The 23,506-nt window shown below is 64.7% G+C and carries 22 protein-coding genes; 11 read left to right on the top strand and 11 right to left on the bottom strand.

Translation table 11 applies throughout. The features are described from left to right. Positions 1–38: 38 nt before the first annotated feature. The 3 genes from ACKWRH_RS24130 to ACKWRH_RS24120 all read right to left on the bottom strand — a co-directional run bounded on the left by ACKWRH_RS24130 (position 39) and on the right by ACKWRH_RS24120 (position 2,864). Positions 39–707 carry a class I SAM-dependent methyltransferase gene (locus ACKWRH_RS24130; protein WP_445215554.1) on the bottom strand — a complete coding sequence of 223 codons (669 nt, stop codon included), beginning with the start codon at positions 705–707 and terminating at the stop codon, positions 39–41. A 109-nt stretch (positions 708–816) separates the two neighbouring features. Further along, positions 817–2,193 (bottom strand): sensor histidine kinase, encoded by a 1,377-nt coding sequence (locus ACKWRH_RS24125; protein ID WP_445215553.1) that lies wholly within the window; start codon positions 2,191–2,193, stop codon positions 817–819. Next, complete coding sequence (locus tag ACKWRH_RS24120; protein WP_445215552.1) at positions 2,190–2,864, bottom strand: response regulator transcription factor; 675 nt, start codon at positions 2,862–2,864, stop codon at positions 2,190–2,192. The genes ACKWRH_RS24125 and ACKWRH_RS24120 overlap by 4 nt, the downstream gene beginning before the upstream one ends. Positions 2,865–3,048: 184 nt before the next feature. Between ACKWRH_RS24120 and ACKWRH_RS24115 the strand changes: the two genes are divergently transcribed. The 4 genes from ACKWRH_RS24115 to ACKWRH_RS24100 all read left to right on the top strand — a co-directional run bounded on the left by ACKWRH_RS24115 (position 3,049) and on the right by ACKWRH_RS24100 (position 7,793). After that, positions 3,049–3,375 (top strand): NIPSNAP family protein, encoded by a 327-nt coding sequence (locus ACKWRH_RS24115; RefSeq protein ID WP_445215551.1) that lies wholly within the window; start codon positions 3,049–3,051, stop codon positions 3,373–3,375. Between the two features lie 123 nt (positions 3,376–3,498). After that, positions 3,499–4,350: a 3-deoxy-8-phosphooctulonate synthase gene (kdsA, locus tag ACKWRH_RS24110; RefSeq protein ID WP_445215550.1), complete on the top strand. Its 852-nt coding sequence runs from the start codon at positions 3,499–3,501 to the stop codon at positions 4,348–4,350. Then, positions 4,350–5,561, top strand: a complete 1,212-nt coding sequence (locus ACKWRH_RS24105; protein WP_445215549.1) for an MFS transporter — start codon at positions 4,350–4,352, stop codon at positions 5,559–5,561. Before kdsA ends, ACKWRH_RS24105 begins: the two co-directional genes overlap by 1 nt. A 138-nt stretch (positions 5,562–5,699) precedes the next feature. After that, positions 5,700–7,793: a methyl-accepting chemotaxis protein gene (locus ACKWRH_RS24100; RefSeq protein ID WP_445215548.1), complete on the top strand. Its 2,094-nt coding sequence runs from the start codon at positions 5,700–5,702 to the stop codon at positions 7,791–7,793. A gap of 77 nt (positions 7,794–7,870) precedes the next feature. Here the strand turns inward: ACKWRH_RS24100 and ACKWRH_RS24095 are convergent, their stop codons facing one another. From ACKWRH_RS24095 to ACKWRH_RS24075, 5 genes are read right to left on the bottom strand one after another with little or no spacing between them, the layout of a single operon-like run. Then, on the bottom strand, positions 7,871–8,776 hold the full coding sequence (locus tag ACKWRH_RS24095) for an HpcH/HpaI aldolase/citrate lyase family protein (RefSeq protein ID WP_445215547.1): 906 nt from the start codon (positions 8,774–8,776) through the stop codon (positions 7,871–7,873). Beyond that, positions 8,773–10,035 (bottom strand): CaiB/BaiF CoA transferase family protein, encoded by a 1,263-nt coding sequence (locus ACKWRH_RS24090; RefSeq protein WP_445215546.1) that lies wholly within the window; start codon positions 10,033–10,035, stop codon positions 8,773–8,775. Before ACKWRH_RS24090 ends, ACKWRH_RS24095 begins: the two co-directional genes overlap by 4 nt. Further along, entirely contained in the window at positions 10,019–11,122 is a 1,104-nt protein-coding gene (locus ACKWRH_RS24085; protein ID WP_445215545.1) for an ABC transporter ATP-binding protein, read from the bottom strand. The genes ACKWRH_RS24090 and ACKWRH_RS24085 overlap by 17 nt, the downstream gene beginning before the upstream one ends. Further along, positions 11,115–12,854 carry an ABC transporter permease gene (locus ACKWRH_RS24080; RefSeq protein WP_445215544.1) on the bottom strand — a complete coding sequence of 580 codons (1,740 nt, stop codon included), beginning with the start codon at positions 12,852–12,854 and terminating at the stop codon, positions 11,115–11,117. The genes ACKWRH_RS24085 and ACKWRH_RS24080 overlap by 8 nt, the downstream gene beginning before the upstream one ends. Then, entirely contained in the window at positions 12,844–13,962 is a 1,119-nt protein-coding gene (locus ACKWRH_RS24075; RefSeq protein WP_445215543.1) for an ABC transporter substrate-binding protein, read from the bottom strand. Before ACKWRH_RS24075 ends, ACKWRH_RS24080 begins: the two co-directional genes overlap by 11 nt. Positions 13,963–14,064: 102 nt before the next feature. On the opposite strand from ACKWRH_RS24075, the gene ACKWRH_RS24070 reads away from it, so the two are divergent. Further along, a complete protein-coding gene (locus tag ACKWRH_RS24070; protein ID WP_445215542.1) occupies positions 14,065–14,739 on the top strand; it encodes a GntR family transcriptional regulator in 675 nt (224 codons plus the stop codon). Positions 14,740–14,802: 63 nt separating this feature from the next. Here ACKWRH_RS24070 and ACKWRH_RS24065 read toward each other — a convergent pair whose 3' ends face one another. The 3 genes from ACKWRH_RS24065 to ACKWRH_RS24055 form a co-directional block, all read right to left on the bottom strand. Beyond that, positions 14,803–15,600 (bottom strand): substrate-binding domain-containing protein, encoded by a 798-nt coding sequence (locus ACKWRH_RS24065; protein ID WP_445215541.1) that lies wholly within the window; start codon positions 15,598–15,600, stop codon positions 14,803–14,805. 16 nt (positions 15,601–15,616) lie between these two features. Continuing rightward, complete coding sequence (gene queF, locus ACKWRH_RS24060) at positions 15,617–16,093, bottom strand: preQ(1) synthase (RefSeq protein ID WP_041960296.1); 477 nt, start codon at positions 16,091–16,093, stop codon at positions 15,617–15,619. A 132-nt stretch (positions 16,094–16,225) separates the two neighbouring features. Beyond that, positions 16,226–17,203: a Vgb family protein gene (locus tag ACKWRH_RS24055; protein WP_445215540.1), complete on the bottom strand. Its 978-nt coding sequence runs from the start codon at positions 17,201–17,203 to the stop codon at positions 16,226–16,228. Between the two features lie 174 nt (positions 17,204–17,377). Between ACKWRH_RS24055 and eno the strand changes: the two genes are divergently transcribed. From eno to ACKWRH_RS24025, 6 genes are all read left to right on the top strand, one after another. Then, complete coding sequence (gene eno / locus ACKWRH_RS24050) at positions 17,378–18,661, top strand: phosphopyruvate hydratase (protein ID WP_259257368.1); 1,284 nt, start codon at positions 17,378–17,380, stop codon at positions 18,659–18,661. Between the two features lie 34 nt (positions 18,662–18,695). Continuing rightward, positions 18,696–19,835, top strand: a complete 1,140-nt coding sequence (locus ACKWRH_RS24045; protein ID WP_445215539.1) for a zinc-binding dehydrogenase — start codon at positions 18,696–18,698, stop codon at positions 19,833–19,835. Positions 19,836–19,945: 110 nt separating this feature from the next. Further along, on the top strand, positions 19,946–20,941 hold the full coding sequence (locus ACKWRH_RS24040; protein ID WP_445215538.1) for an MBL fold metallo-hydrolase: 996 nt from the start codon (positions 19,946–19,948) through the stop codon (positions 20,939–20,941). A 190-nt stretch (positions 20,942–21,131) separates the two neighbouring features. Next, complete coding sequence (locus tag ACKWRH_RS24035; RefSeq protein ID WP_282524897.1) at positions 21,132–21,683, top strand: NADPH-dependent FMN reductase; 552 nt, start codon at positions 21,132–21,134, stop codon at positions 21,681–21,683. A 172-nt stretch (positions 21,684–21,855) separates the two neighbouring features. After that, complete coding sequence (locus tag ACKWRH_RS24030; protein ID WP_028149600.1) at positions 21,856–22,173, top strand: FtsB family cell division protein; 318 nt, start codon at positions 21,856–21,858, stop codon at positions 22,171–22,173. Positions 22,174–22,389: 216 nt separating this feature from the next. Beyond that, a complete protein-coding gene (locus ACKWRH_RS24025) occupies positions 22,390–23,349 on the top strand; it encodes a GAF domain-containing protein (RefSeq protein ID WP_445215537.1) in 960 nt (319 codons plus the stop codon). Positions 23,350–23,506 lie beyond the last annotated feature (157 nt).

Here is a 23,506-nt window from a genome sequence, read left to right as displayed (position 1 = left end):
TGGCAAAGGTTTTCGTAAGCGCGCGGCTTTCCGTCAGATCATGCAGGTGCGGTGCTGTCCTCGCTCGCCCGACGCTCTTTCATGATGGGTAACACGCTTGAAGCGGCTGCCAGCTGGGCGCTGCGCGTGATCAGCCGATACTGCGGGCGTCGCGTCAGCCTGTAGACTGCTGCGGGCGGCACGTTGAGGATGGCGCGATCCATCAGCGTTGCGCGCAGCCCCAGCCGGTCGAGCACGGATCGCGGGATCGGACAGCTCATGCCGTAGGTGAACTGGTAGAAGGCGCCGCCGGGGCGGACATAGCTGAATGCGCCGCCGACGATCGAGACGACCTTGCGCGTCGACATGTTCAGCAGTGGCAGGCCGCTCACGACCGCACCAACAGGTGCCCCGTCATAGAGGTGCTCCGTCGTCAGCCGCCCCGCATCCATCCATAAGACCCGCGCTCCGGGAAAGCGAATTTGAAGCAGCTTCATGAAGTCGGAGCCGTATTCGATGAGCGTGAGGTCTTCCTGGCGCACGCCGCGCTTGAGCAGCTTGTAAGTGAACGCGCCGGTGCCGGGGCCGAGCTCGAGGATCGGGCCGGTCGACGCGGTGATCTCGCGCGTGATGAGATCGGCGAGCGCCGCTCCCGATGGCGCGATCGCGCCGACCCGCCGCGGGGCCGACATCCAGGACAGGAAGAACGAGAGGAAATCGTTGGGCATGTGCACTCCGGCATTTCGATTGCGCCTCGCAAATCAGGGGTGAGGCGGTCGAAGAGTCGCCTGAGCGCATTGCGACAGCATTGCGCTTGAGACGCGGAGACGAATTGAATCAGCCCTGTTGCAGGGGTGGCAGCGTCATCCTGAAGCACGCACCGCCGTTCGGTCCGTCCAGGACCGAAACGTGACCGCCATGCAGGAGCATGATCTCGTGCACCATGTTGAGGCCGAGGCCCGCGCCGCGATCGAGCGGCGTAAGCCGGTAGAACGGCTCGAAGATCAGCTCGCGCTGATCGGCCGGAATGCCCGCGCCCTCGTCGGTGACTTCGATGCTGGCGGGGCGGCTGACGCGAATGACGATCGTGCCGCGGCGTGGGCCGTGCTGGATGGCATTCTGCACGAGGTTGGTCAGCGCGCGTTCGAGCGCGGCCGCGTCGCCGAGTACCTCGATCCGCGCCTCCGGTGCGTCGAAGGACAGCTCATAGCCCGCCGCAATCGCCAGCGGTGCGAGGTCGGCGGCAACGCCTTGCGCGACGGAGACCAGGTCGACCGGCACGAATGGATGCCCGCAACGGTCGAGCCGCTGGATATCCAGCAATTGCTCGGCAAGCGTCGCGAGCCGCGCCGCATCCTCGATCAGGCGGGTCTTGTCCGGTCCCGACGGCAATGACTCCAGCCGCGTGTTCAGGATCGCGATCGGCGTACGCAGCTCGTGCGCGGCATCGGCAACGAAGCGCTTGTGGCGGGCGTAACCCTGATCAAGCCGCGCGAGAGCGTCATTGACCGCGGCCACGAGCGGCACGACCTCAAGCGGAATTTGCTCCACCGACAGCCGCGCGCCGCGCTGATGGATATCGATCCGCCGGGCCTGGTCTGCCGTCGCGTCCAATCCTCTTAAAGCACGCTGCACGACCATCGGCGTCGCGATGAACGTCGCGGTCCCCATCAACAGCAGGCCGGGGAGCGCAATGCCCAGCAACACGAGCGACGTCGTGAACACCGCCTTGGCGCCGCTGAGCTTCCCCTGCGTCGCCGTGATGACCTGCACGTTGCCAGCGGCCGTGTCGATGCGTTTCAACCGCGCCGCCGGCTTGCGTGGATCGTCCTCGAACAGCTGCCAGCCGAGCCGTGCCTGGCTGATCTGGTCGAGGGCGCCGCCGATCCCGGCGAATTCAACCGGCACGGAGCCTTCACTGAGCGAATGGCCCTGCCTGTCGCGAACCAGCAACCAGAGGTCGGGGGTCTCCTCGCGCAACGCTTTCAGCTCAGCCGTCGGCCGCAGCGTCAGGCCGCCCGCCGCGTCGCGCGCGAGCGCGCTCTGCACGACGTCGATCACGCGATCTTCGTCCCGTTGGACCAGCACGAAGCCCGTAGCGCACAGCGCGCCGAGGATGACGACGACCAAAGCGACCAACAGCGCGGCCTGGAGCAAAAGCAGGCGCCAGCTCAGCCGAGAGCGCAGGCAATACGGGTCGGCGTGCCTGCTCACGGCAGTTTCTTCAGGAGATAGCCGACGCCGCGGATGCCGTGGATCTCCACGCGCGCGTCGGCTTCGGCAAGCTTGCGGCGCAGCCGCGAGACATGCGTATCGAGTGCGTTGGACTGGATCTCGTCGTCGAAACTGTAGACCGCTTCCTCCAGCGCCGATCGCAGCACGGTCCGGCCCATACGGCGGACCAGGGCTTCGAGCACAAGGAGCTCCCGCCGCGGTAGTTCGAGCGGAGCCCCGTCGACGGTCGCCTCGCGATGGCCGAAGTCGAAGGCGAGGCGGCCGGCGCGGATGATGTCGGGCTGAAGCCCGGCGGGCCGGCGCAACACCGCGCGCAGGCGTGCCAGCAATTCCTCCACCGCGAATGGTTTTGCCAGATAGTCATCCGCCCCGCTGTCGAGCCCGGCGACGCGATCGGCGAGCTCGCCGCGCGCCGTCAACACGATGATCGGCACACCGTCGGCGCGCGCTCTCAGTTTCGGAATCAGGGCAAGACCGTCGCCGTCGGGCAGCTGGCGATCGAGCAGCACGGCGGCGTGCACGTCGGCGGAAATGGCCTCTTCGGCTTCGGCAAGCGTTGGCACGTGATCGACGATCATGTCGTACCGCTTGAGCGCCGAGGCCAGCGCTCCGGCCATCTCCGCTTCATCCTCGACGAGCAAAATCCGCATGATCCGCACCTGAGCCTCAACCGAGGCGTTGTAGCGGCAGTATCATTGCGGCAGCATTACGGGAACCGGGTGCGATCGGGGCCGGCAAGCCATGCGCCAGACGCCGCGGGCGGTATCGGGCAGGGCCGAAGACATCGTTACGGTCAGCCGTTATAACCCCCGACGTCATCAGGGAGGAACAAGAATGATCTATGAAATGCGCATCTACCGTTGCGTGCCCGGCCGCCTGCCGGCGCTCTTGAAGCGGTTCGAGACGGTCACGCTGAAGCTCTGGGAGAAGCACGGCATCAAGCAGGCCGGCTTCTTCACCACGCTGATCGGTGAATCCAACCAGGAGCTGACCTATTTCCTCGCTTGGGAGTCGCTTGCTGACCGCGAGGCGAAGTGGGGCAAGTTCATGACCGATCCGGACTGGATGAAGGCGCGCGCCGAGAGCGAAGCGGACGGCCAGATCGTCGGCAACATCGTCAGCCAGATCCTGACGCCGACCGCCTTCTCGTCGGTCAAGTAGCGGCTCCCGCGCGGCGCGCGCCGGAAACCCCGGCGCAACCCTGATATTCTGACAGCCCGGGCCGAATGGGGTTGATCCGCCCCTCATCGCCGCTATGGTCGCGGCGAAACGAGGGAATTTGCCTTGAGCTCTTCGAATTCAGCAGCGCCGGTCGTCACCATTGGCACGGTCAAGTTCGGCAATGATCTGCCGATCTCGATCATTGCCGGGCCGTGCCAGCTCGAAAGCCGCCAGCATGCGCTGGAGGTGGCCTCCGCGCTGAAGGAGATCGCCGCGCGGCTGAAGGTCGGGCTCGTCTACAAGACCTCGTTCGACAAGGCCAACCGCACCAGCGCGTCGGCAGCGCGCGGTCTCGGGCTCGCACAGTCGCTGCCGATCTTCGCCGAGATCCGCGCCTCCCTCGGCTTGCCGGTCCTGACCGACGTGCATGACGCTGCGCAGTGCGCCGAGGTGGCGCAAGCCGTGGACATCCTCCAGATCCCGGCCTTCCTGTGCCGGCAGACCGATCTGCTGCTGGCCGCCGCCGCGACGGGCAAGGTCGTCAACGTCAAGAAGGGGCAATTCCTCGCGCCCTGGGACATGGCGAATGTCGTGACCAAGATCACGACCGCGAACAATCCCAATGTGCTCGTCACCGAGCGCGGCGCCTCGTTCGGCTACAACACGCTGGTCTCCGACATGCGCGCGCTGCCGATCCTGGCGCGCACCACCGGCGCGCCCGTGATCTTCGACGCCACCCATTCAGTGCAGCAGCCGGGCGGGAAGGGGACGTCCTCGGGCGGCGAGCGTGAGTTCGTGCCGGTGCTGGCCCGTGCAGCCGTCGCGGTCGGCGTCGCCGGCGTCTTCATCGAGACCCATCCCGACCCTGATCGCGCGCCCTCGGACGGGCCCAACATGGTGCCGCTGCGCGAGTTCGAAGGGCTGATCCGCACGCTGATGGCATTCGACGCGGTGACGAAAAGCACAACGCGCTGATGTCCCAGCCTGCGACCGGGCCGTCGTCCGACCAGAAGTTTCCGCCGGCGATCAATATCATCGCGCTCGCGAGCTTCTCGGCGGCGTTGTCCACGCGTGCGCTCGATCCCGTCCTGCCGCATGTCGCCGAGGATTTTTCGATCAGCATCACGACGGCCGCCAGCATCGCGGCCGGCTACGCCTTGATCTACGCGCTGGTTCAGCCGGTGATCGGAGCGGCTGCCGATCTGTTCGGCAAGGCGCGGTTGATGACATTGTGCCTGGCGCTGCTTGGCGTCTCCTGCATTCTTGGCGCGGTCGCGACCACCTTCTCGGGCCTGTTCGCGAGCCGCATCCTCGCCGGTATCGCCTCCGGTGGCGTGTTTCCGGTCGCTCTCGGCCTGACCGCCGACCTCGTTGCACCCGCCAAGCGGCAGGTCGCGATCGGCCGCACGCTTGCGGGTTCGATGACCGGCAATCTGCTCGGCGCGACCGCCTCCGGCATCATCGGTGAACTCATCGGCTGGCGCGGGGTGCTCATGATGCTCGGCGCGCTCGGCCTGATCGCGGCGGTTGCGGTGGCCGCGGGCTTTCGCAGCGCCGCGCTGACGGCGCCGCCGAAGACCGATCTGAAGGCCTTGCGGCAGGGCTACCGGACCATCTTCGCCAACCCCAACACGCGCTACTGCTACTCGGCGGTCTTCGTCGAGGGCTGCTGCGTATTCGGCCTGTTTCCGTTCATCGCCGCGCTGCTGTTCGATCTCGGCGAGAAGTCGCCGTCGATCGCGGGCATCGTGATCGCGGGCTTTGCGATCGGCGGACTGTTCTACACTTTCACGGTCTCACGCTTCCTGCCGTGGCTCGGCGTCAGGGGCATGATGATTGCGGGCGCTGGCCTCGTCGGACTGCAGCTCGGCGTGCTCGCCTTCGGTCCCGGATGGAAGCTGCAATTCGCCAGCATGCTGGCGATGGGCTGGGGCTTCTACATGATCCACGGCTGCCTGCAGGTGTTCGCCAGCGAGCTGTCGATCGGGGCGCGGGCAACGGCGATGTCGCTGCATTCGTTCTTCTTCTTCATGGGGCAGACCGTTGGCCCGATCGCCTATGGCCTTGGCCTCCAGCACGGTGGCAAGGTCCCGACCCTGCTCGCGAGCGCCGCGATCATGGTGGTGCTGGGTTTCGTCTGCGCCCGGCTGCTCAAGCAGCGGGCACCCTCGGACGCACGGGTCTGAGGGGAGTATCGAACTACCGGCTTCCGTATTTTCCCGGAAGAGATTGGTAGCCAAAGCCGTTCAATCTTAAATCAAATCTCATCGTTCGCTCCGTAGATTGCCCGCGAACCGCGTCTTGGCGGCAATATGGATCAGTCGATGCAAAAGCAGCGTTCGGTCGCCCGCATCCTCGGGGCGGTGGTTGGGTCTCTCGGTCTCGTTCTCGTCGTCATCTGTGCCTATGCGCTGAAGCTCGCGGTCACCCGCTACTCGGACAGCAACCGCATCGTCTCGCTCGCGGTGGCCAGCCGCGACCTGACCAATACGCTCGTGATTTTCCGCCTGGAGCGCGGTGACACGCTGAGCTATCTGGCGTCGGCTGCCCCCGCGCCCGACAGCGTCATGAACAGCCTCGCCGAGCAGCGAGCCACGGTGCAGAAGAATTACGCGCAGGCCTTGCAGAGCCTCGGCTCCGCTGAAGCGCCCGGTCTTGCCGAAAGGCTCGACAAGCTCCGCGGCATCTGGGCTCAGCTCGAGGAGTTGCGGCCGCGCGCGGTCGCTGCCCTGAAGCAGGAGAAGGCGGCTCGCGACGCGAACCTGCAACCGAGCTGGGCCAAGATCAGCGACGCCTATATGGACGCGATCGGCGACGTCACCGCCCATGTCGACAACGCGATGACGCTGATCGATCCCGTGGTCGATCGCCTCCTGATTGCCAAGCAGGCCTCCTGGCAGGCCCGCGCCAATGCCGGCCAGACCATTCTGATCCAGTTCTCCTCGATACTCGCCAACAAGACCTGGACCGCCGCCGATGGCGTAACCTTCGCCGATCTGCGCGGCCGCATCCAGCAGTCCTGGGTGGTCGTGCGCGATCTCAGCCCGAATGTGGCCTCGCCCGAGCTGTTGCAGGCGATCCGTAACGCCGAGCCGGAAATCTCCGGCGCGCTCAGCGACGAGCGCAATGCCATTGCGACCAAGCTGCTCGCCGGCGAGCCCGCCGGCGTCGCAGGCATCGACTACCGCGATCGTCAGCTTGTCGGCGCCAACAATGTCGTCATCGTCACGCAAACTGCGCTCGCCAACATGATCTCGCGGGCCGAAGAGGGCGCCTCGCGCGCCCGCTTCAGCCTGATCCTGTTCGGCCTGCTGGTGCCGGCCTCGCTGGCGCTGACGATCGGCGGGCTGATGCTGATGCGCAACCGCGTCACCCGGCCGCTGACCGCGATCACCGGTGTCATGACCCGTTTCGCGGCGCATGATTTCGCTGGCGAGGTGCCGGGCCTCGACCGCAATGACGAGATCGGCCGTATGGCCGCGGCGCTCCAGGTGTTCAAGGAAGCCATGATCAACGCCGAGCGCCTGTCCGGCGACCAGGCCGCCGAGCGCGCCGACAAGGAGAAGCGTGCATCCGAATTGTCCGGCCTCGTGCGGCAATTCGAGAGCCGCATCGGCCAGATGGTACAGACGCTGTCGAGCGCCTCGGGCGAGCTGGAGACGACCGCACGCTCGATGTCGGGCACGGCGGCCGAGGCCCAGACCCAGGCCGGCTCGGCCTCGACCTTGGCCGACCAGGTCGGCGGCGGCGTGCAGACCGTGGCGGCCGCAGCCGAGGAGCTCAACGCCTCGATCCGCGAGATCAACCGCCAAGTCGAGCAGGCGGCGCGCGCCACCGAGCAGGCGGTCGTCACCGTCAAGGAAACCGACAGCACCATGCGCGCGCTTGCCGACGGCGCGGATCGCATCGGCGAGGTCATCGGCCTCATCACCTCGATCGCCGGCCAGACCAACCTGCTGGCGCTGAACGCGACGATCGAGGCAGCCCGAGCCGGCGAGTCCGGCAGGGGTTTTGCGGTGGTGGCGAGCGAGGTGAAGAACCTGGCCTCCCAGACGGCGAAGGCGACCGAAGAGATCAGCGCCCAGATCACGGAGATCCAGGGGGCGACGCAAAAGGCGGTCTCGGCGATCGACGGCATCGTCAAGACCATCGAAGAGGTCTCGAGCATCAACCGCGTCATCGCCGCCGCCATCGAGGAGCAGAACAAGGCCACCGCCGAGATCGCAAACACCGTGCAGCACACGGCGGAAGCGACATCGACCGTTACCCGCAATATCGCAACCGTGTCGTCAGCGGCGAACGAGACCGGCCGCGCCGCGTCCGGCGTGTTGAAGGCCGCCGCCAACCTGTCGAGCCAGTCGACCTCGCTGACGTCGGAGGTCGACGGCTTCATCAGCAAGGTGAGGGCGGTGGCGTAATGGCTGCCGCGCGCACTCTATCGATTAGTCCTCGGTCCCCAGACGCAGCGCTGCGCGCCGCGCTGGGGCCAATACAATCAACGAGGGCGATGCGCCCGGGCGGCGATCGCTTGTGCGCGTTCGAGGAGCGCTTCTGCCCGCTGAACGATCGGGATATCGATCATCTTGCCGTCGATGGCGAAGGAGGCGCGGCCCTCGGCAGCCGCCTGCTTGTTGAGTGCAACGACGCGCTCGGCATCCGCCACCTCCTTGGCTGAGGGGCTGAACCCCGCGTTGAGGATCGGCACCAGCGATGGGTGGATACAGGCAGAGCCCACGAAGCCAAAGTCCGCCGAGCGCCTGACGATCCTTGTGTATCCTTCCAGATCGGAGAAATCAGCGACCGAGCCGATGGTGCCGAGCGGCATGATGCCCGCGGCTCGTGCCGCCTGCACGACCTGCTGCTTCGGCATCAACAGGGTTTCTTCCGTCGGCTTGGCGCCGATGGCGGTGGCATAGTCTTCAGCTCCCAGTGAAATGCCGGCCAGCCGCGGGATCGATCGCGCGATCTCGTGAGCCCTGGAGAGAGGACCGGGCGCCTCGATCAGGCCGACAAACCAGATCTTGCCGACGGGCAATCCGCGATCGATCTCCAGTCTGGTCACCATCTCGTCGAGCAGGCGCAGGTGTTCGGCGCCTTCGACTTTGGTGATCTTGATCGCGTCCACGCCGGCGATGACAGCCGCTTCCAGATCGGGCACCGCCAGTTCGAGCGGCTGGTTGATCCGCACCATGACATCCGAACTTCCGGTGTCGCGAAAGCGCTTCACGATGCCCGGGATCAGCTTTCGAGCGTTGGCCTTTTCAGCCAGCGGCACGCTGTCCTCGAGATCGATGATCAGCGCGTCCGCGCCGCGCTCGACGGCCTTGACCACGAACCGCTCGACGTTCGCGGGTACGAACAGCGCAGAGCGCCAGACGGGGAATTTTCGTTCAACTGTCATGTGCTGGTTTCCTTCACAACGCCCGAGGCGAGGGCGGTATCGATGTCGTCAGGGCTAAGGCCGACTTCGGCCAGGATGGTGCGGCTGTGCTGACCGAGGCGTGGCGCCGGCGTCCGGATGCTTCCGGGCGTCTCGGACAGGCGTACCGGGACAGCGTGCATCGGGAACGTTCCCATGTCCTCGTCGGGATAGTCGGCCAGCAGTCCGCGGGCCTGCACGTGGCGATCGTTCATCAAGCGGACGGTGTCGTTGACCGGACCGATCGTGACCTCGGCCGCCTCGAAGAAGGCGACGTTGTCGTCGACCGTTCGTGTCGCGATGAAATCGCCGATGATCTTGTCGAGTTCGGCGACATGGACGAGCCTCTGCTCGTTGGTCTTGAACTTTGGATCCTCGCAAAGCTCCGGGCGGCCGATCGAACGCAGCACCCGCATTGCCATGCCTTGCGTGGACGCCGACAGGCAAACCCAGCCGCCATCGAGCGTGCGGTAGACATTGCGCGGTACCGAGCCGCTCGAGCGGCTCCCGCTGCGCGGTTTGACCACGCCGGTCAAACGGTAATTTGCCGCCTGAGGACCGAGCGAGTTCACGATCGGGTCGAGCAGCGGCAGATCAATCACCTGTCCTTTTCCGCCGTTGATCTCGACTTCCCGCAGCGCCGCCATGGCTGCGAACGCTCCGGTGAGACCGGAGAGGGCGTCGGCCAGATACATCGGGGGCAACACCGGCTCGCGATCGGGAAAGCCGTTCATCTCGGCAAAGCCGGAGAAGCCTTCCACCAGCGTTCCGAATCCAGGCCGGCGATGATAGGGGCCTGTCTGCCCCCATCCCGAGATGCGAACGATCACAAGCTTGGGCCCCAGCCGCAGCAGTTCCTCCGGCGAGAGCCCCATCTGCTCGAGCGTGCCGGGACGGAAACTCTCGACCAGCATCGCGGCGCCGGGAATCATCTTGCGGATCAGCGGCACCGCTTCGTCGTGACGGAATTCCAGGCAGATGCTGCGCTTGTTGCGCGAATGGATCTTCCAGTTGGTCTCGACACCCTTGGTGCGCCAGCCGCGCAGCGTATCGCCTTCGCGCGGCTCGACCTTGATGACGTCGGCGCCGAAGTCGGCGAGATGCTGGGTGAGCAGGTTGCCTGCGACCAGCCTCGAGAGGTCGATGACGCGGAGCCCTGTCAGCGGGCCGCGGACACCGGGGGTGTAGTCGGCCTGATGCAGTCCGCTTTCGGGAGAGGTGGCGTCAGTGGGATTTGCCATGGTTCCGTTCTGTAAACAGGATGCCGCCGGTGACTGGCAGCCACAGGCGCAACTGGCGGTCAGTCGTTGCCTCCTGGGTTTCGATGCGGATCTGATTTCCGCCGACGCTCAATCCGATTTGCCATCGGCCGCCAACATAGGAATGGCTCACCACGTCGGCTTCAACGATCGAACCTCCGATCGCCTGATCTTTGGCCGCCGCCAGGCGCATCTGCTCGGGGCGATAGGCAAACGTGACCTTGTCGCCCAGGGATGGACGTTTGTCGGACTTGATCAGAACGCGCTGACCATCGGCGAGACTGACCAGTGTCTGTCCATCGCCGTCGGGCACCCCGACCACGTCGCCGTTCAGGAAATTGGTGGTTCCGATGAAGTCGGCGACGAAACTGTTTGCCGGCCGCGTGTAGATCTCTTGGGGCGAGCCGATCTGGCTGATGCGGCCGCCATTCATGACCACGATGCGGTCGGAGAGAGCCAGCGCTTCGACCTGGTCGTGCGTCACGTAGATCGTCGTCAGGCCGAGGCGCGTGCGCAGTTCGGCGAGCCAGGTCCGGGCGCGATCGCGCAGCTTTGCGTCGAGATTCGACAGGGGCTCGTCGAGCAGGAGGATTTCGGGCTGGTAGACCAACGTTCGCGCGAGCGCGACACGCTGCTGCTGGCCGCCCGAGAGCTGATGCGGATAGCGGTCCTGAAAGCGCTCCATCTCGACGAGAGCGAGACTCTCCTCGACGCGGCGCTTGCAGTCGGCGGTCGATACCTTGCGCAGCTTGAGCGGAAACACGACGTTGTCATAGACCGTCATGTGCGGCCACAAAGCGTAGCTCTGGAACACGAGCCCGCAATGGCGCGCTTCCGGCGGCAGGAAGATTCCCTTCTCTCCGTCGAAATAGGTCTTGTTGCCGACGCGGATGCGTCCGCTCGTCGGTTGATCCAGTCCGGCAATCGCGCCGAGCGTTGTTGACTTGCCGCACCCTGACGGCCCCAGCAGCGTGACGAACTCGCCATCGGCAACGTGGATGTTGACGTCGTCGATCGCTTTGACCGGTCCGTACCGCTTATGCAGGTTCTCGATCAGTAACTCAGCCATAAAGCTTCACTCCGAGAAAAGCGCGCGCCGCCGTGACACAGACGCCGATCACCAGGATCTGGATGGTCGCCAGCGCGGACACCAGACCGACCTCGCCCTGCGTCCATGCCTGAAGCAGCGTGGTCCCGATCACTTCGCTGCCGGGTGCGAACAGGAAGATCGCGGTCGTGTACTCCTTGAAGAACGTGATGAAGAGGATGATGAAGCAGGCAACGAGTGCCGGCCGCAATAAAGGCAAAACGATGCGCCGGCTCGTCGTCCACCAGTCCGCGCCCTGCGTACGGGCGGCGCGATCGAAATCCGGGCTCATCTGCAACAACATCGGAGCAACCGCACCGAGCCCCACAGGAATGAAGTGCATCGTGAAGGCGACAACCAGAATCCAGATCGTGTTTCGGAGGCCGCCCAGGCCAGGCACGAGCGCAAACGCGTAGAAGAAACCGATGCCGGCGACGACGCCGGGCACGGCACGGGGAAACAGCGCGACGTAGTGCAGCGCGCCACGCCAGCGGAAGTCGGACCGCAGCACGATGATGGCGATCAGGGCGACCATCGCAGTGGCGACGACGCCACCGACCGAACTGACGATCAGCGAGTTCCAGATCGAACGCGGGTAGACCGGGTATTCGAGCATGTTGGCGAAGTTGCCGAGCGTCAGCACCTCGCTGATCGGCACCATCGGCGACAGCAGGCTCGTGAAGGCGCGCAGCAGCAGCGCGCCGATCGGCATCACGACAGTTGCGGTGATGTAGATCGCCGAAACGATGCAAAGCGGCCAGCGCAGGTTGTTCAGGCGGAAAGGGCGCGGTCGCGTGGCCTTGCCGCCGAGCGTGACGAAGCGCCTTGTATTGCCGAGCAGGCGTCCTTGTAGCCACACCAACACGCAGACGACGGCAAGCATCAGCACGGCAGCCGTTGCCACCAGCCCGTGATCGGGGCGGGCCGACGCCACGCCGTTGTTGTAGAGGAATGTGGTCAGCACAGTGATGCCGGCGGGATCTCCGAACACCAGCGGAATCGCGAGGAGCTCCAGCCCCACAGTGAAGTTCAGCACGGCACTATAGGCGATCGCCGGCATCAGGAGCGGCAGCGTGATCCGCCACAAGGTCCTCAAGGTGCCGGCGCCGGTCACGCGCGCGGCTTCCTCCAAAGTCGGATCGGTGATCGAGGCCGATGACATGCAGTAGATGTAGGCGACCGGTGCTTGCGAGACGCCCGCGATCATCGCCATGCCTGGCAACGAGTAGAGATTCCAGGGCGCGCCGTCGAAGATCGACTGAACCAGAAGCTTGAGGTAGCCGGCCGGCCCGTAGATCGTGTACCAGCCGAACGACAGCACCAGCGCCGAGAGATAGATCGGCCACAGGAAGAGCTCGCCAAACAACCGCGCAAACGGCATGTCGGTGCGGCCGAACAGCACCGCCGCCAGCGTGCCCAGCGTCTGCGAAATCACGGTGGTGAGGGTGGCGAACACGAACGTGTTCCAGATGACGAGCGCGAAGCCATCGGTGCGAAGCAGGCGGCCGAAATTGCCCAGCGTCAGCTGCTGGCCGGAATCGTAGAGCGCACGATCCAGGAAAGATTGATAGAGAACGGGCAGGAGCGGCGCTGCGATCAGGACAATTGTCAGCAGCGCCATGCCGTACTGGATGACGGTATCGCGGCCGGGCAGCGGCTTCGGCAAAGCGTCCGCGGCCGACGACCCCAGCGCGCTGCTTGCGTCAAGCGACATTGAAGGTCTTTTTCCAGCGCGCGAGGAAGCTGTCGTAGTCCCGCACCGCGTCCCGATCGTAGCCGATGTAGCAGATGTTCTGCTCGCCGACGGCTTCCACGATCGACGAGTAGGTGTGGCGGATTCCGTCGCCCGGCTTCACACCGGGGCGTGCCGGCGTCAGGCCGCCCCGTCCGAATGCGCGCTGACCGTCCTCCGAGACGACGTAGTCGAGCATCAGTTTTGCTGCGTTGACGTTCTTCGATCCCTTCGGAATCGCGATGCCACGCAGCACGACCGGCTGACCGTCTCCGATGAAGCTCCAGCCGAGGATCTTTGCCCGCGCCGGATCGTTCAGGCGCGGCCAGAAGGTGATGGCCGAAACGAAGAAGCCCATGGCGTATTCGCCGGAGGTGACCTTCTCGGTCATCGGGCCGCCGGAACGCTCGAATCGCGGCGAAAGCTTTGCAAGTTGGGCGAACCAGTCCCAGGCCTTTTCGCCGTGCTTCTTCACGAACGCGTAGCTGATGCCGTAGCCGAAAGTCGTTTGATGCACGCCGTAGCTGGTGATGCGGTTGCGCCAGGTCTTCTCGTTTGTGACCGCAAGCTCGATGAACTCGGCAAGTGTCTTTGGACGCTTGCCGTCGGCCACCAGCGTGTTGTTCCAGATCAGCGCCATTGGGTCGGACGAGACGGTGTAGACGCCGGGAAACGGCTTTGACCAATCCGGCCAGGCCTTCGCTTCAGGCGATACGTAGTCGAGGACTTCACCGCGCTCCTGGAAATCGATCCATCCGCCCGGATCGGCTGTCGCGATGAGGTCGCAGGTGCGGCTGTTGGTGCTCCGCTCGGCCAGATATCGCTCGAAGCTCTCGCGGGAGGCGGGGAGATCCAGGGTCTCGACCTTGATCTTCGGGTAGAGCTTGTTGAAGCCCTCGATCACGGGACGCCAGTTTTCCGGCGACATGATCGAGTAAATGAGGAGGCTGCCCTCGTTATGGGCGTCGTCGATGACTTTCTGATAATTCTCGGGATACCCGTTCGGCGCCGCCTGGGCCGTGCCCCGAAGCCCCATCGTGGCGCCGAGGACCGACATCACCATTAAGCTTCTACGATCGATGCCTGACATCTACTGTTCCTCCGGCCGCCGCGATTTGTTATGCACATTTATTGGCGCCAATTTGTGCGCAATAGTTTTGGCAAGTCAAGCGCTCCAAAAAGGGAAGCAGCCATGAAAGTCCGGAAGGAGCAGAAGAGGCTGTTGGCGGCGGAAATCGGTGCCGCCATCCTGCAAGGCGACTACCGGCCTGGCGAATGGTTGCGCCAGATCGACCTGGAAGAAACCTTCGCTGCCAAACGGTTTGACGTCCGAAGTGCGCTGACCCAGCTTGCCGCAAGCGGGATGGTGACGCATGTCGAAAATCGCGGATACCGGGTCGCGCAACCCGACTTGAACGTCGTTCGCGAGATATTGGCGATCCGCACGCTGCTCGAAGTTGAAGCGGCAAGGCAGGCGCTACCGAATATCGGCCCCGACGAACTCAAGAAGATCAAGCAGGCTCAGCAAATCTTCGAAGATGCTGTGGCGCGCGGCAGCAAGGCGGATCAGGCAAATACCAACGCAGCCTTTCACGACGAGATCTATCGCCACGCAGCGAACCAATCGCTCGCCAACCTCATCGTGGAGATCAGAAATCGCGCCAGACCAGGGCCGATTGCTTTGTGGCCCTCGAACGCCGAGCTGCAGAGAAGTGCTGCACACCATGTCGAGATCGTCGATGCGATCGAGTCTCGCGATCTCGCCGCGCTCGTTGCAGCAGTGCGACGACACATCGTCGAATCCGGCGCCAACTATCCGGCGCGCGATCTCGGTCCCGTCAAGAAGGCCTCGACAGCCTCCGATTGACTAAGAGTGGCGAAGCCAATCTGTTGAGGGCGTATCAGGAGCAGCGCGTGGAATAGGCCCGCCTCAATTCGCGCCCCCAGCCGGAATCGGCTCCATCCCGCTTGCGATGATCGCTTCGCGCGCGGCGGGCGAGGCGAGGAATTTTATGAGGGCACGGCCGGCCTCGGGCTCCTTCGAGCCGGCCGCGATCCCGGCCGAGAAGATCGTGATCTTCTGCAATTCGTTCGGCAGCGGTCCGACAATATCGATGCCCTTCACGGGCTTCAGCTCGCTGATCTGCTGGAAGCCGAGCTCGGCCTCGCCGTGCGCGACGATCTCGCCGACCGGCGTGGCCGGAATCTTGCGCGCCTTGTCCTTCATGATTTCGGCGATGCCGAGCTTGTCGAACATCTCGGTTGAGACGTAGACGCCGCTGGCGCTGTCGGAATAGGCGATCGTCTTCGCCGCCAGCAGCGCGCGCTTGACCGCCTCCACCGAGCCGATGTCCGGCTTCGGCGCCCCCGATTTCACGGCAACGCCGATCGGCGAACTGGTGAGGTCGACCTGGCTGCCGGCCACGACCTTGCCCTTGCCGGCGAGGTCGGTGAGGGCATAGCCCACCATGATCAGGACATCGGCGGGTTCGCCACGCTCCAGCCGGACCGGGATCGCATTGGTGGTCGTCCCCATCGACGGCCCATATTCCGTCAGCACCTTGTTGCCGGTGGCCTTCTCGAATTCCGGCACGAGCGCCTTGTAGGCAGCCGTCAATCCGCCCGAGATCATCACATGGACCTCGGCAGCTTCGGCCGCGCCGGTCAGCCACAGGACGGCTAGAACGCCGAAGGCAATGTTGCGGAATGTTGCTGATATCGATGTCATCGTCATTCGTCTCCAACTAACCCCGTCCGCGATACGGCGCGACGCCTTGCTCCGGCACCCACAATCCCTTCGGCACGCGACCGGTCTGCCAGAACACGTCGATCGGGATGCCGCCGCGCGGATACCAGTAGCCGCCGATGCGCAAGAACTTCGGCTTGATCTCGCTCGCGATGCGCTTGCCGATCATCACCGTGCAGTCCTCGTGGAACGCGCCGTGATTGCGGAAGCTCGCGATATAGAGCTTGAGCGACTTCGACTCCAGCAGCCACGGGCCGGGGGCGTAGTCGATCATCAGATGCGCGAAATCCGGTTGTCCCGTGACCGGGCAGAGCGAGGTGAATTCCGGCACGGTGAAGCGCACCAGATAGTCCGTGCCCTTTTGCGGATTGGGCACGCGGTCGAGCTGGGCTTCTTCCGGTGTGTGCGGCCACTCGACCGCGCGGCCGAGCTGGAGGGATTTCTTCGCCATCGTCGTCACATCCTGTTCGAGCATGATCCGGACCCGGAGGGCCGCGTTAGCGCGAAGTGGGCACCGTTTTCCGAAAGATCATGCTCAACTAAAAAACCGGAGCGCGATGAGATCGCGCTCCAGAGGGTGCCGGGATGGACGCAAATGTCGCCGTCGTCAACCAGCCGCGATCGTCTGGATCATGACGATCCGGTCGTTGCCGGACTCGCAGCCCCACAGTTCGCCCGGGCGGCCGTCGAGCTGGCGCACATTGGCATTGGCCTTGTCGCTGGCGAAAACGTTGAACCGCTCGGTCGTGGGATCGAAGCGGACGATGGCATTGGCGGAGAAATCGGTCAGCCAGACCTTGTCCTTGTCGTCGACATAGACGGCATAGGTGCGGGGGCGATCGCCCGGCAGCTTCCAGGTTTTCCAGGAGCCGTTGGCCGGATCATGGACCGAGACGTGACCGCTGTTCCACTCGCTGACCCAGATCCGGCTTTGCGAATCTGACCAGACCCGCCGCGACCCCTGGCCCGGCGTCGGCGGCTCGACAATGGCGGCATTGCCGGTCGCAAGATCAATCTTCGCGATATAGCTGCCGGCCAGCGAGGCGTACCAGACCTCGCCTTTGGGCGTCACCGCGATGCCGTAGGGGCCCACGCCCTTGGGCGCCCTGAACACGTCCATCTCGCCCGATCTCGGCTTGAGCCGGCCGTAATAGCCGGACTGGCCGGTGAACCAGTAGGTACCGTCCTTGTCAAACACGCCGGTGTTGAGATTGGCGTAGGCGAATTTTTCGGGCAGGCGGAACAGCGTGACCTTGAGATCGCCGGGATCGACCCGGGCGATCGCGTTCTGGCCGCCCTCGGTGATCCAGGGAGCACCGTCGGGGCCGATCGTCACGCCGTGCGGCGCGGCGCCCTGGCCGAGGTTGACTGTCTTGAAACTGCCATCCCGGGGGTCGAGCCTTCCCAGCATGCCCTTGCCCTGCGCCGTGAACCAGACCGTGCCGTCGCGAGTGGGGGCGAGGTCGTGCAGGCCGATGCCGGCGCTGATCGGGAAATATTTTGTCCGGAACAGGCCTTCCTGCGCAAAACTTGGGCGGACGGCGAGGAGGGCGGCGCTCGAGGCAAGAAACTGGCGGCGGTTCATGGCGTTACCCCGACTGTTTCAGATTGAGGTTGGACGCGCAGAGCAGGTGACTTCAAGGATAGTCCGAGCCCGCTCACGCGTCAGTCGAAGCACGCCGTCCAAGCGTTCACATTTGCTTGCGGCCCGTGTAAGACCCCCGGCACCGATCAGCCCTAACGAACGGAAGTGCACATCATGACCGCCATCATCGACATCATCGGCCGCGAAATTCTCGACAGCCGTGGCAATCCCACCGTCGAGGTCGACGTTGTGCTGGAAGATGGTGCGCTCGGCCGTGCCGCGGTGCCGTCCGGCGCCTCCACCGGCGCCCATGAGGCGGTGGAACTGCGCGATGGCGACAAGGCCCGCTATCTCGGCAAAGGTGTCACCAAGGCCGTCGGCGCCGTCAACGGCGAGATCTTCGAGGCCCTGAGCGGCCTCGATGTCGAGCAGCAGGCCCAGATCGACCAGATCATGATCGACCTCGACGGCACGCCGAACAAGAGCCGGCTGGGCGCCAATGCCATCCTCGGCGTCTCGCTCGCCTGCGCCAAGGCAGCCGCGAACTCGCTCGACATGCCGCTCTATCGTTACGTCGGCGGCACCTCGGCGCGTCTCTTGCCGGTGCCGATGATGAACATCATCAATGGCGGCGTGCATGCCGACAATCCGATCGACTTCCAGGAGTTCATGATCCTCCCCGTGGGCGCGTCGTCCTTCGCCGAGGGCCTGCGCTACGGCGCGGAGGTCTTCCATACCCTGAAGTCGGAATTGAAGAAGGCCGGCCACAACACCAATGTCGGGGACGAAGGCGGTTTCGCCCCGAACCTGCCGTCGGCGGACGCCGCGCTCGAGTTCGTCATGAACGCGATCGGCAAGGCCGGCTACAAGGCCGGCACCGACATCGTGATCGGGCTCGACTGCGCCTCGACCGAGTTCTTCAAGGACGGCAAATACGTCTATGAAGGCGAGGGCAAGACCCGCTCGATCTCCGAGCAGGCCAAGTACCTCGCAGACCTGGTGTCGCGCTATCCGATCGTGACCATCGAGGACGGCATGTCGGAAGACGACATGGACGGCTGGAAGGAGCTCACCGACCTCATCGGCAAGAAGTGCCAGCTGGTCGGCGACGATCTCTTCGTCACCAACGTCAAGCGCCTGGCCGAAGGCATCACGGCCGGCCGCGCCAATTCGATCCTGATCAAGGTCAACCAGATCGGTACGCTGACCGAGACGCTCGCTGCCGTCGAGATGGCGCACAAGGCCGGCTATACCTCGGTGATGTCGCACCGCTCCGGCGAGACCGAGGATTCCACCATCGCCGACCTCGCGGTCGCCACCAATTGCGGGCAGATCAAGACCGGCTCCCTTGCGCGTTCCGACCGCACCGCCAAATACAATCAGCTCCTGCGCATCGAGCAGCAGCTCGGCAAGCAGGCACTCTACGGCGGCAAGGCGGCATTGAAGGCGCTGGCATAAGCCAGCGTTCTGGCAAGGACAGGGGAGGATCGACATGAGCGACGGCAAGACCGGACTGCAACTGCGTTCGCTGATCAAGACGAGCGGAGAGCTCGAAATCTCGCTCGTCGACGTGCCGACCCCCGAGCCCGCCGCGGACGAGGTCGTCGTCCGCGTCGAGGCGGCGCCGATCAACCCGTCTGACCTCGGCCTCCTCGTCGGCGCGGCCGACATGAGCACGGCGAAGGCGTCCGGCACCAAGGACGCTCCCGTCATCACCGCGAAGGTGCCGGAGGGTGCGATGCGGGCGATGGCCGGCCGGCTCGACGAATCCATGCCGGTCGGTAACGAAGGCGCGGGCGTCGTCATCAAGACCGGCTCGTCCGATGCCGCGAAAGCATTGATGGGCAAGACCGTCGCGATGATCGGCGGCGCGATGTATGCGCAGTACCGCACGCTGAAAGTGCGCGAGTGCCTGCCGCTGCCGGCGGGCACCACGCCGGCTGAAGGCGCTTCCTGCTTCGTCAATCCGCTCACGGCGCTCGGCATGACCGAGACCATGCGGCGCGAGGGGCACAAGGCACTGGTGCACACCGCGGCCGCCTCCAATCTCGGCCAGATGCTGAACAAGATCTGCATCAAGGACGGCATTCCGCTGGTCAACATCGTGCGCAGCAAGGAGCAGGCCGACATCCTGCACAAGATCGGCGCCAAATACGTCGTCGATTCTACCGCACCGAGCTTCCTCGGCGATCTCACCAATGCGCTGGTCGAGACCGGCGCCACCATCGCCTTCGATGCCATCGGCGGCGGCAAGCTGGCCGGCGACATCCTCAACTGCATGGAAGCTGCGATCAACAAGACCGCCAAGGAATACAGCCGCTACGGCTCCAACGTGCACAAGCAGGTCTACGTCTACGGCGCACTCGACATCCGCCCGATCGAGCTGCCGCGCGGCTTCGGCATGGCCTGGGGCGTCGGCGGCTGGCTGCTGTTTCCGTTCCTGATGAAGATCGGGCAGGCGGACGGAGCCAGGCTGCGCCAGCGCGTCGTCGACGAATTGAAGACGACCTTTGCCAGCCACTACACCAAGGTGGTGTCGCTTCAGGAGGCGCTCGATCCCGCCAACATCGCGGTCTACGCCAAACGGGCCACCGGCGAAAAATTCCTCATCAACCCAAGTAAATCTTCGTGATGTGCCGCGGCACACCATCCAAAGAAGGACTTGCCTTCTGAGCGAAGCGCGGGAACATTCGCGCCGCAATTGAAAGCGGGGCAACCGCAAGCTTAGAAGGGGACACTTCCATGACTGATCTGAATCGCCGCGACCTGCTCGCGGGCGCGGCCGCTATTGGCGCGGCGGCCGCAACCGGACTTGGACCGACCACTGCCAGTGCTTCGGTGCCGCCAAGCGGGGCGCAGGCGCCGGGCTTCTATCGCTACAAGGTCGGCAGCTACGAGTGCACCTCGATCAACGACGGCGCGCGCACCTTCCCGATGCCGGACAAGTTCGTGGTCAACCTGCCGAAGGAGGAAGCGCTGGCCGCGGGCGAGGCGGCGTACATGCCGAAGGGCATGGTCACGGTGCCGTTCAATCCGCAGCTCATCAACACCGGCTCGAAGCTGGTCCTGATCGACACCGGCAACGGCGTTGCCAATCTCGAGCCGAGCAAGGGCGCGGTCGGCCGTACGCTGCAGAACCTCGCCGCTGCCGGCGTCGACCCGAAGAACATCGACGTCGTGCTGCTGTCGCATCTGCACCCCGATCACACCAACGGCATTCGTCTGGCCGACGGCGCGCTCGCGTTCCCGAATGCGGAGATCATGGTGCCGGCGAAGGATTGGGAGTTCTGGGCGAGCGACGAGAACGCGGCCATGGCTCCGAACGACATGACGAAGAACTACTTCGCCAACGTGAAGAAGACCTTTGCCGGCCTCGAATCCAAGGTCACGAAGTACGAGTGGGGCAAGGAGGTCGCCCCGGGCATCACCTCGATCGCGACGCCCGGCCATACGCCGGGTCATACCTCGTTCGCGGTGGCCTCTGGCGACAAGAAGGTGCTGATCCAATCTGACGTCACCAACATTCCGGAGTTCTTCCTGCGCAATCCGGATTGGCACGTGGCGTTCGACAACGACGCCGCGCTGGCGCAGGCGACGCGCCACAAATTCTACGACATGGCGGCGGCCGAGAAGGCGACCGTGATCGGCTTCCACTTCACCTTCCCCTCGGTGGGTCATGTCGAGAAGGACGGCGCGAAATACCGCCTGATCCCGTCGGCCTGGAATCCGACGATCTGAACCGGGCCAGGGGTTTGCGAGAAACATCAGGCCGCCTTCGGGCGGCCTGATTGTTTTTGGATCGTAGCGACCATCTGCTTTCGAGAAACTCAGCGTTTCCAAATGGGACCGGTTCATGCACTTGCATCCATCGGCCGGGATCGCTTAAGTGCCGCCCCGGAACTTCCGCTCAAGCCCCCAAGGACAATCCATGGCCTACAACATCGTCGTGATCGCCGGCAGCCTGCGCAAGGACAGCTTTTCGCTGAAGATCGCCAATGCGCTCGCAAAGCTCGCGCCGGCCTCGCTCAAGCTCGAGGTCGTCACGCTGGCAGGCATCTCGTTCTTCAACCAGGACCTCGAGGGCGCGCCGCCGGCTGACTGGCTGGCCTTCCGCGAAAAGCTGCAGAAGTCGGACGGCGTCATTTTCGTCACCCCCGAATACAACCGCGCCATCCCGGGTGTGCTCAAGAACGCCATCGACGTCGCCTCGCGCCCCTACGGCAAGAGCTCGTTCAACGGCAAGCCGGTCGGCATCATCTCGAACTCGCCGGGCCCGCTCGGCGGCGTCAGCGCCGCCAAGACGCTGCAGAACATCCTGCCGGGCATTGCCGGTCCGATCCTGCAGCAGCCGGAGATCTATCTGAACGCGGTCGGCGATGCCTTCGATGCGGAGGGGAATCTGACCAAGGAATCTCTGAAGCCCGTACTCCAGGCCTATATCGACGCGTTTGCTGCGCACGTGGCCAAGCACCACGGCTGAGGTTTTTCTTCGTCATGGCCGGGCTTGTCCCGGCCATCCACGCCTTGGCCCGTGGTGATGAAGAACGTGGTTGCCCGGCACAAGGCCGGGCGTGACGGCTCGCGGTAGGGATTGGAACGCGAAGGGGGAGGCGATTAGCACTCCCTTAACCAACCTGCCGCATCTTCCCAAAATGGTCTCCCGCGCGCGCCTGAAATCGATCCTGACCGGCCTTGCCCTCTATGCGATGGCGGCCGCTATCGTCGGCTATTTCGGCGTCAACGCCTACACCGGCAAATACGGTCTCAACGCCCGCCAGGAACTCGACCAGGAGATCATCGCGCTGACGAGCGAACTGGCCCAGCTCAAGCGCGAGCGCGCGAAGAGCGAGCAGCGCGTGTCGCTGCTGCGGACGTCGCGGATCGATCCTGACATGCTGGACGAGCGGGCGCGCTATCAGCTCGACTATGTTAATCCGCACGATCTCGTTCGGATGATCCCTGCGAAGTAGCGCTTTCCGCTGCATTCGAAACCGGCATCGAAAGCCGCTGCCGAAATCCGACAACCGTGTGGCAATTCTACCGAAAGTCGTAGGCTTGGAACCGGGCTGCCGCCTTGACGGCAACGCAGCAACGGCCCCATGGCTTCTGCCACCGTCGGCCTGAGTTGACGCAGATCAACCGGGCCGAGCCGGCACAGCCTAGACTGCCACCCGGAGGAAACAGTGATGAATGGGCCAATGTCCCGACATCACGCGGCCCGCGTCGAGGCCGCCATTGCGTCAGGCCAGGCCGCGCGCTCCGCGCTGGTGGCCTCATGGCGCCGTTCGTCCCGATTGCATCATCTCGATCCCGCCGGCCGCAGCGCGCCGATGCGGCTGAGTGATGTCGAGTTGCGGCAGGCGCGCGAGCGCGTCGCGCCACTGCTCGCCGCCGCGCAAGGCGCGATGGACCGGCTCTATCAGGCGGTCGGCGCGAGCGGCTGCTGCGTGCTGCTCGCCGACGGTGCGGGCGTGCCGGTCGACCGCCGCGGCACGGCGGTGGACGATGCGACGTTCCAATCCTGGGGCCTGTGGACCGGCGCGCTCTGGAGCGAGGAGCATGAAGGCACCAACGGCATCGGCACCTGCGTCGTCGAGCAGCGCCCGCTGACGATCGACCGCGACCAGCATTTCTTCACCCGCAACACGCTGCTGAGTTGCACCGCCGTTCCGATCTACGACCACGAGGCGGCGTTTGCGGGCGTGCTCGATGTCTCCTCCTGTCGCGCCGACCGGACCGATGCGTTTTCGAATCTGATCGCGCTCGCGGCAGGTGAGGCGGCGAGGCGCATCGAAGCTGATCTGTTTCGCCGCGCCTTCGCCCATGCCCGTATCGTGCTGACGCAGGGCGCGGACGGTCAGTCCATCGGCCTCGTCGCGGTCGATGCCGACGATCTCGTGATCGGCGCGACCCGCTCCGCGCGGGCGCGGCTCGGGATCGCACCGGGCCGTCCCTTGCAGCCGGTGCCCGCGGCTGACCTCCTCGGCGGCGATACCGCCCATGACCATCTTGCGGGCGGCCAGCGCGCGGTGTTGCAGCGAGCGCTGCTACGCGCAGGCGGCAATGTTTCTGCCGCCGCCAAAGCGCTCGGCGTCAGTCGCGCCACGCTGCACAGGAAGCTCAAGCGGTTCGAGCTGAAGCACTGAGCTCCAGCGTCATTGCGAGGAGCGAAGCGACGAAGCAATCCAGACTGCCTCTGCGGAGACAGTCTGGATTGCTTCGCTTCGCTCGCAATGACGGTGTGGAGGCTGCGAGCGTTCCACCCAGCTGCTTGCCTCGCCCACGACTGTCGCAGAACTGCGA

The organism is Bradyrhizobium sp. Pa8 (genome assembly GCF_052588265.1).
Note: the sequence above shows the minus strand (reverse complement) of the source record. Positions and strands in the feature narration are given on the sequence as shown.

What these genes read in the sequence shown, in the direction of transcription:
- ACKWRH_RS24130 (WP_445215554.1), bottom strand. Translation starts at nt 707, where the DNA reads ATGCCCAACGATTTCCTCTCGTTCTTCCTGTCCTGGATGTCGGCCCCG.
- ACKWRH_RS24120 (WP_445215552.1), bottom strand. Translation starts at nt 2,864, where the DNA reads ATGCGGATTTTGCTCGTCGAGGATGAAGCGGAGATGGCCGGAGCGCTG.
- ACKWRH_RS24115 (WP_445215551.1), top strand. Translation starts at nt 3,049, where the DNA reads ATGATCTATGAAATGCGCATCTACCGTTGCGTGCCCGGCCGCCTGCCG.
- ACKWRH_RS24105 (WP_445215549.1), top strand. Translation starts at nt 4,350, where the DNA reads ATGTCCCAGCCTGCGACCGGGCCGTCGTCCGACCAGAAGTTTCCGCCG.
- ACKWRH_RS24100 (WP_445215548.1), top strand. Translation starts at nt 5,700, where the DNA reads ATGCAAAAGCAGCGTTCGGTCGCCCGCATCCTCGGGGCGGTGGTTGGG.
- ACKWRH_RS24095 (WP_445215547.1), bottom strand. Translation starts at nt 8,776, where the DNA reads ATGACAGTTGAACGAAAATTCCCCGTCTGGCGCTCTGCGCTGTTCGTA.
- ACKWRH_RS24090 (WP_445215546.1), bottom strand. Translation starts at nt 10,035, where the DNA reads ATGGCAAATCCCACTGACGCCACCTCTCCCGAAAGCGGACTGCATCAG.
- ACKWRH_RS24085 (WP_445215545.1), bottom strand. Translation starts at nt 11,122, where the DNA reads ATGGCTGAGTTACTGATCGAGAACCTGCATAAGCGGTACGGACCGGTC.
- ACKWRH_RS24080 (WP_445215544.1), bottom strand. Translation starts at nt 12,854, where the DNA reads ATGTCGCTTGACGCAAGCAGCGCGCTGGGGTCGTCGGCCGCGGACGCT.
- ACKWRH_RS24075 (WP_445215543.1), bottom strand. Translation starts at nt 13,962, where the DNA reads ATGTCAGGCATCGATCGTAGAAGCTTAATGGTGATGTCGGTCCTCGGC.
- ACKWRH_RS24070 (WP_445215542.1), top strand. Translation starts at nt 14,065, where the DNA reads ATGAAAGTCCGGAAGGAGCAGAAGAGGCTGTTGGCGGCGGAAATCGGT.
- ACKWRH_RS24065 (WP_445215541.1), bottom strand. Translation starts at nt 15,600, where the DNA reads ATGACATCGATATCAGCAACATTCCGCAACATTGCCTTCGGCGTTCTA.
- queF (WP_041960296.1), bottom strand. Translation starts at nt 16,093, where the DNA reads ATGCTCGAACAGGATGTGACGACGATGGCGAAGAAATCCCTCCAGCTC.
- ACKWRH_RS24055 (WP_445215540.1), bottom strand. Translation starts at nt 17,203, where the DNA reads ATGAACCGCCGCCAGTTTCTTGCCTCGAGCGCCGCCCTCCTCGCCGTC.
- eno (WP_259257368.1), top strand. Translation starts at nt 17,378, where the DNA reads ATGACCGCCATCATCGACATCATCGGCCGCGAAATTCTCGACAGCCGT.
- ACKWRH_RS24045 (WP_445215539.1), top strand. Translation starts at nt 18,696, where the DNA reads ATGAGCGACGGCAAGACCGGACTGCAACTGCGTTCGCTGATCAAGACG.
- ACKWRH_RS24040 (WP_445215538.1), top strand. Translation starts at nt 19,946, where the DNA reads ATGACTGATCTGAATCGCCGCGACCTGCTCGCGGGCGCGGCCGCTATT.
- ACKWRH_RS24035 (WP_282524897.1), top strand. Translation starts at nt 21,132, where the DNA reads ATGGCCTACAACATCGTCGTGATCGCCGGCAGCCTGCGCAAGGACAGC.
- ACKWRH_RS24030 (WP_028149600.1), top strand. Translation starts at nt 21,856, where the DNA reads ATGGTCTCCCGCGCGCGCCTGAAATCGATCCTGACCGGCCTTGCCCTC.
- ACKWRH_RS24025 (WP_445215537.1), top strand. Translation starts at nt 22,390, where the DNA reads ATGAATGGGCCAATGTCCCGACATCACGCGGCCCGCGTCGAGGCCGCC.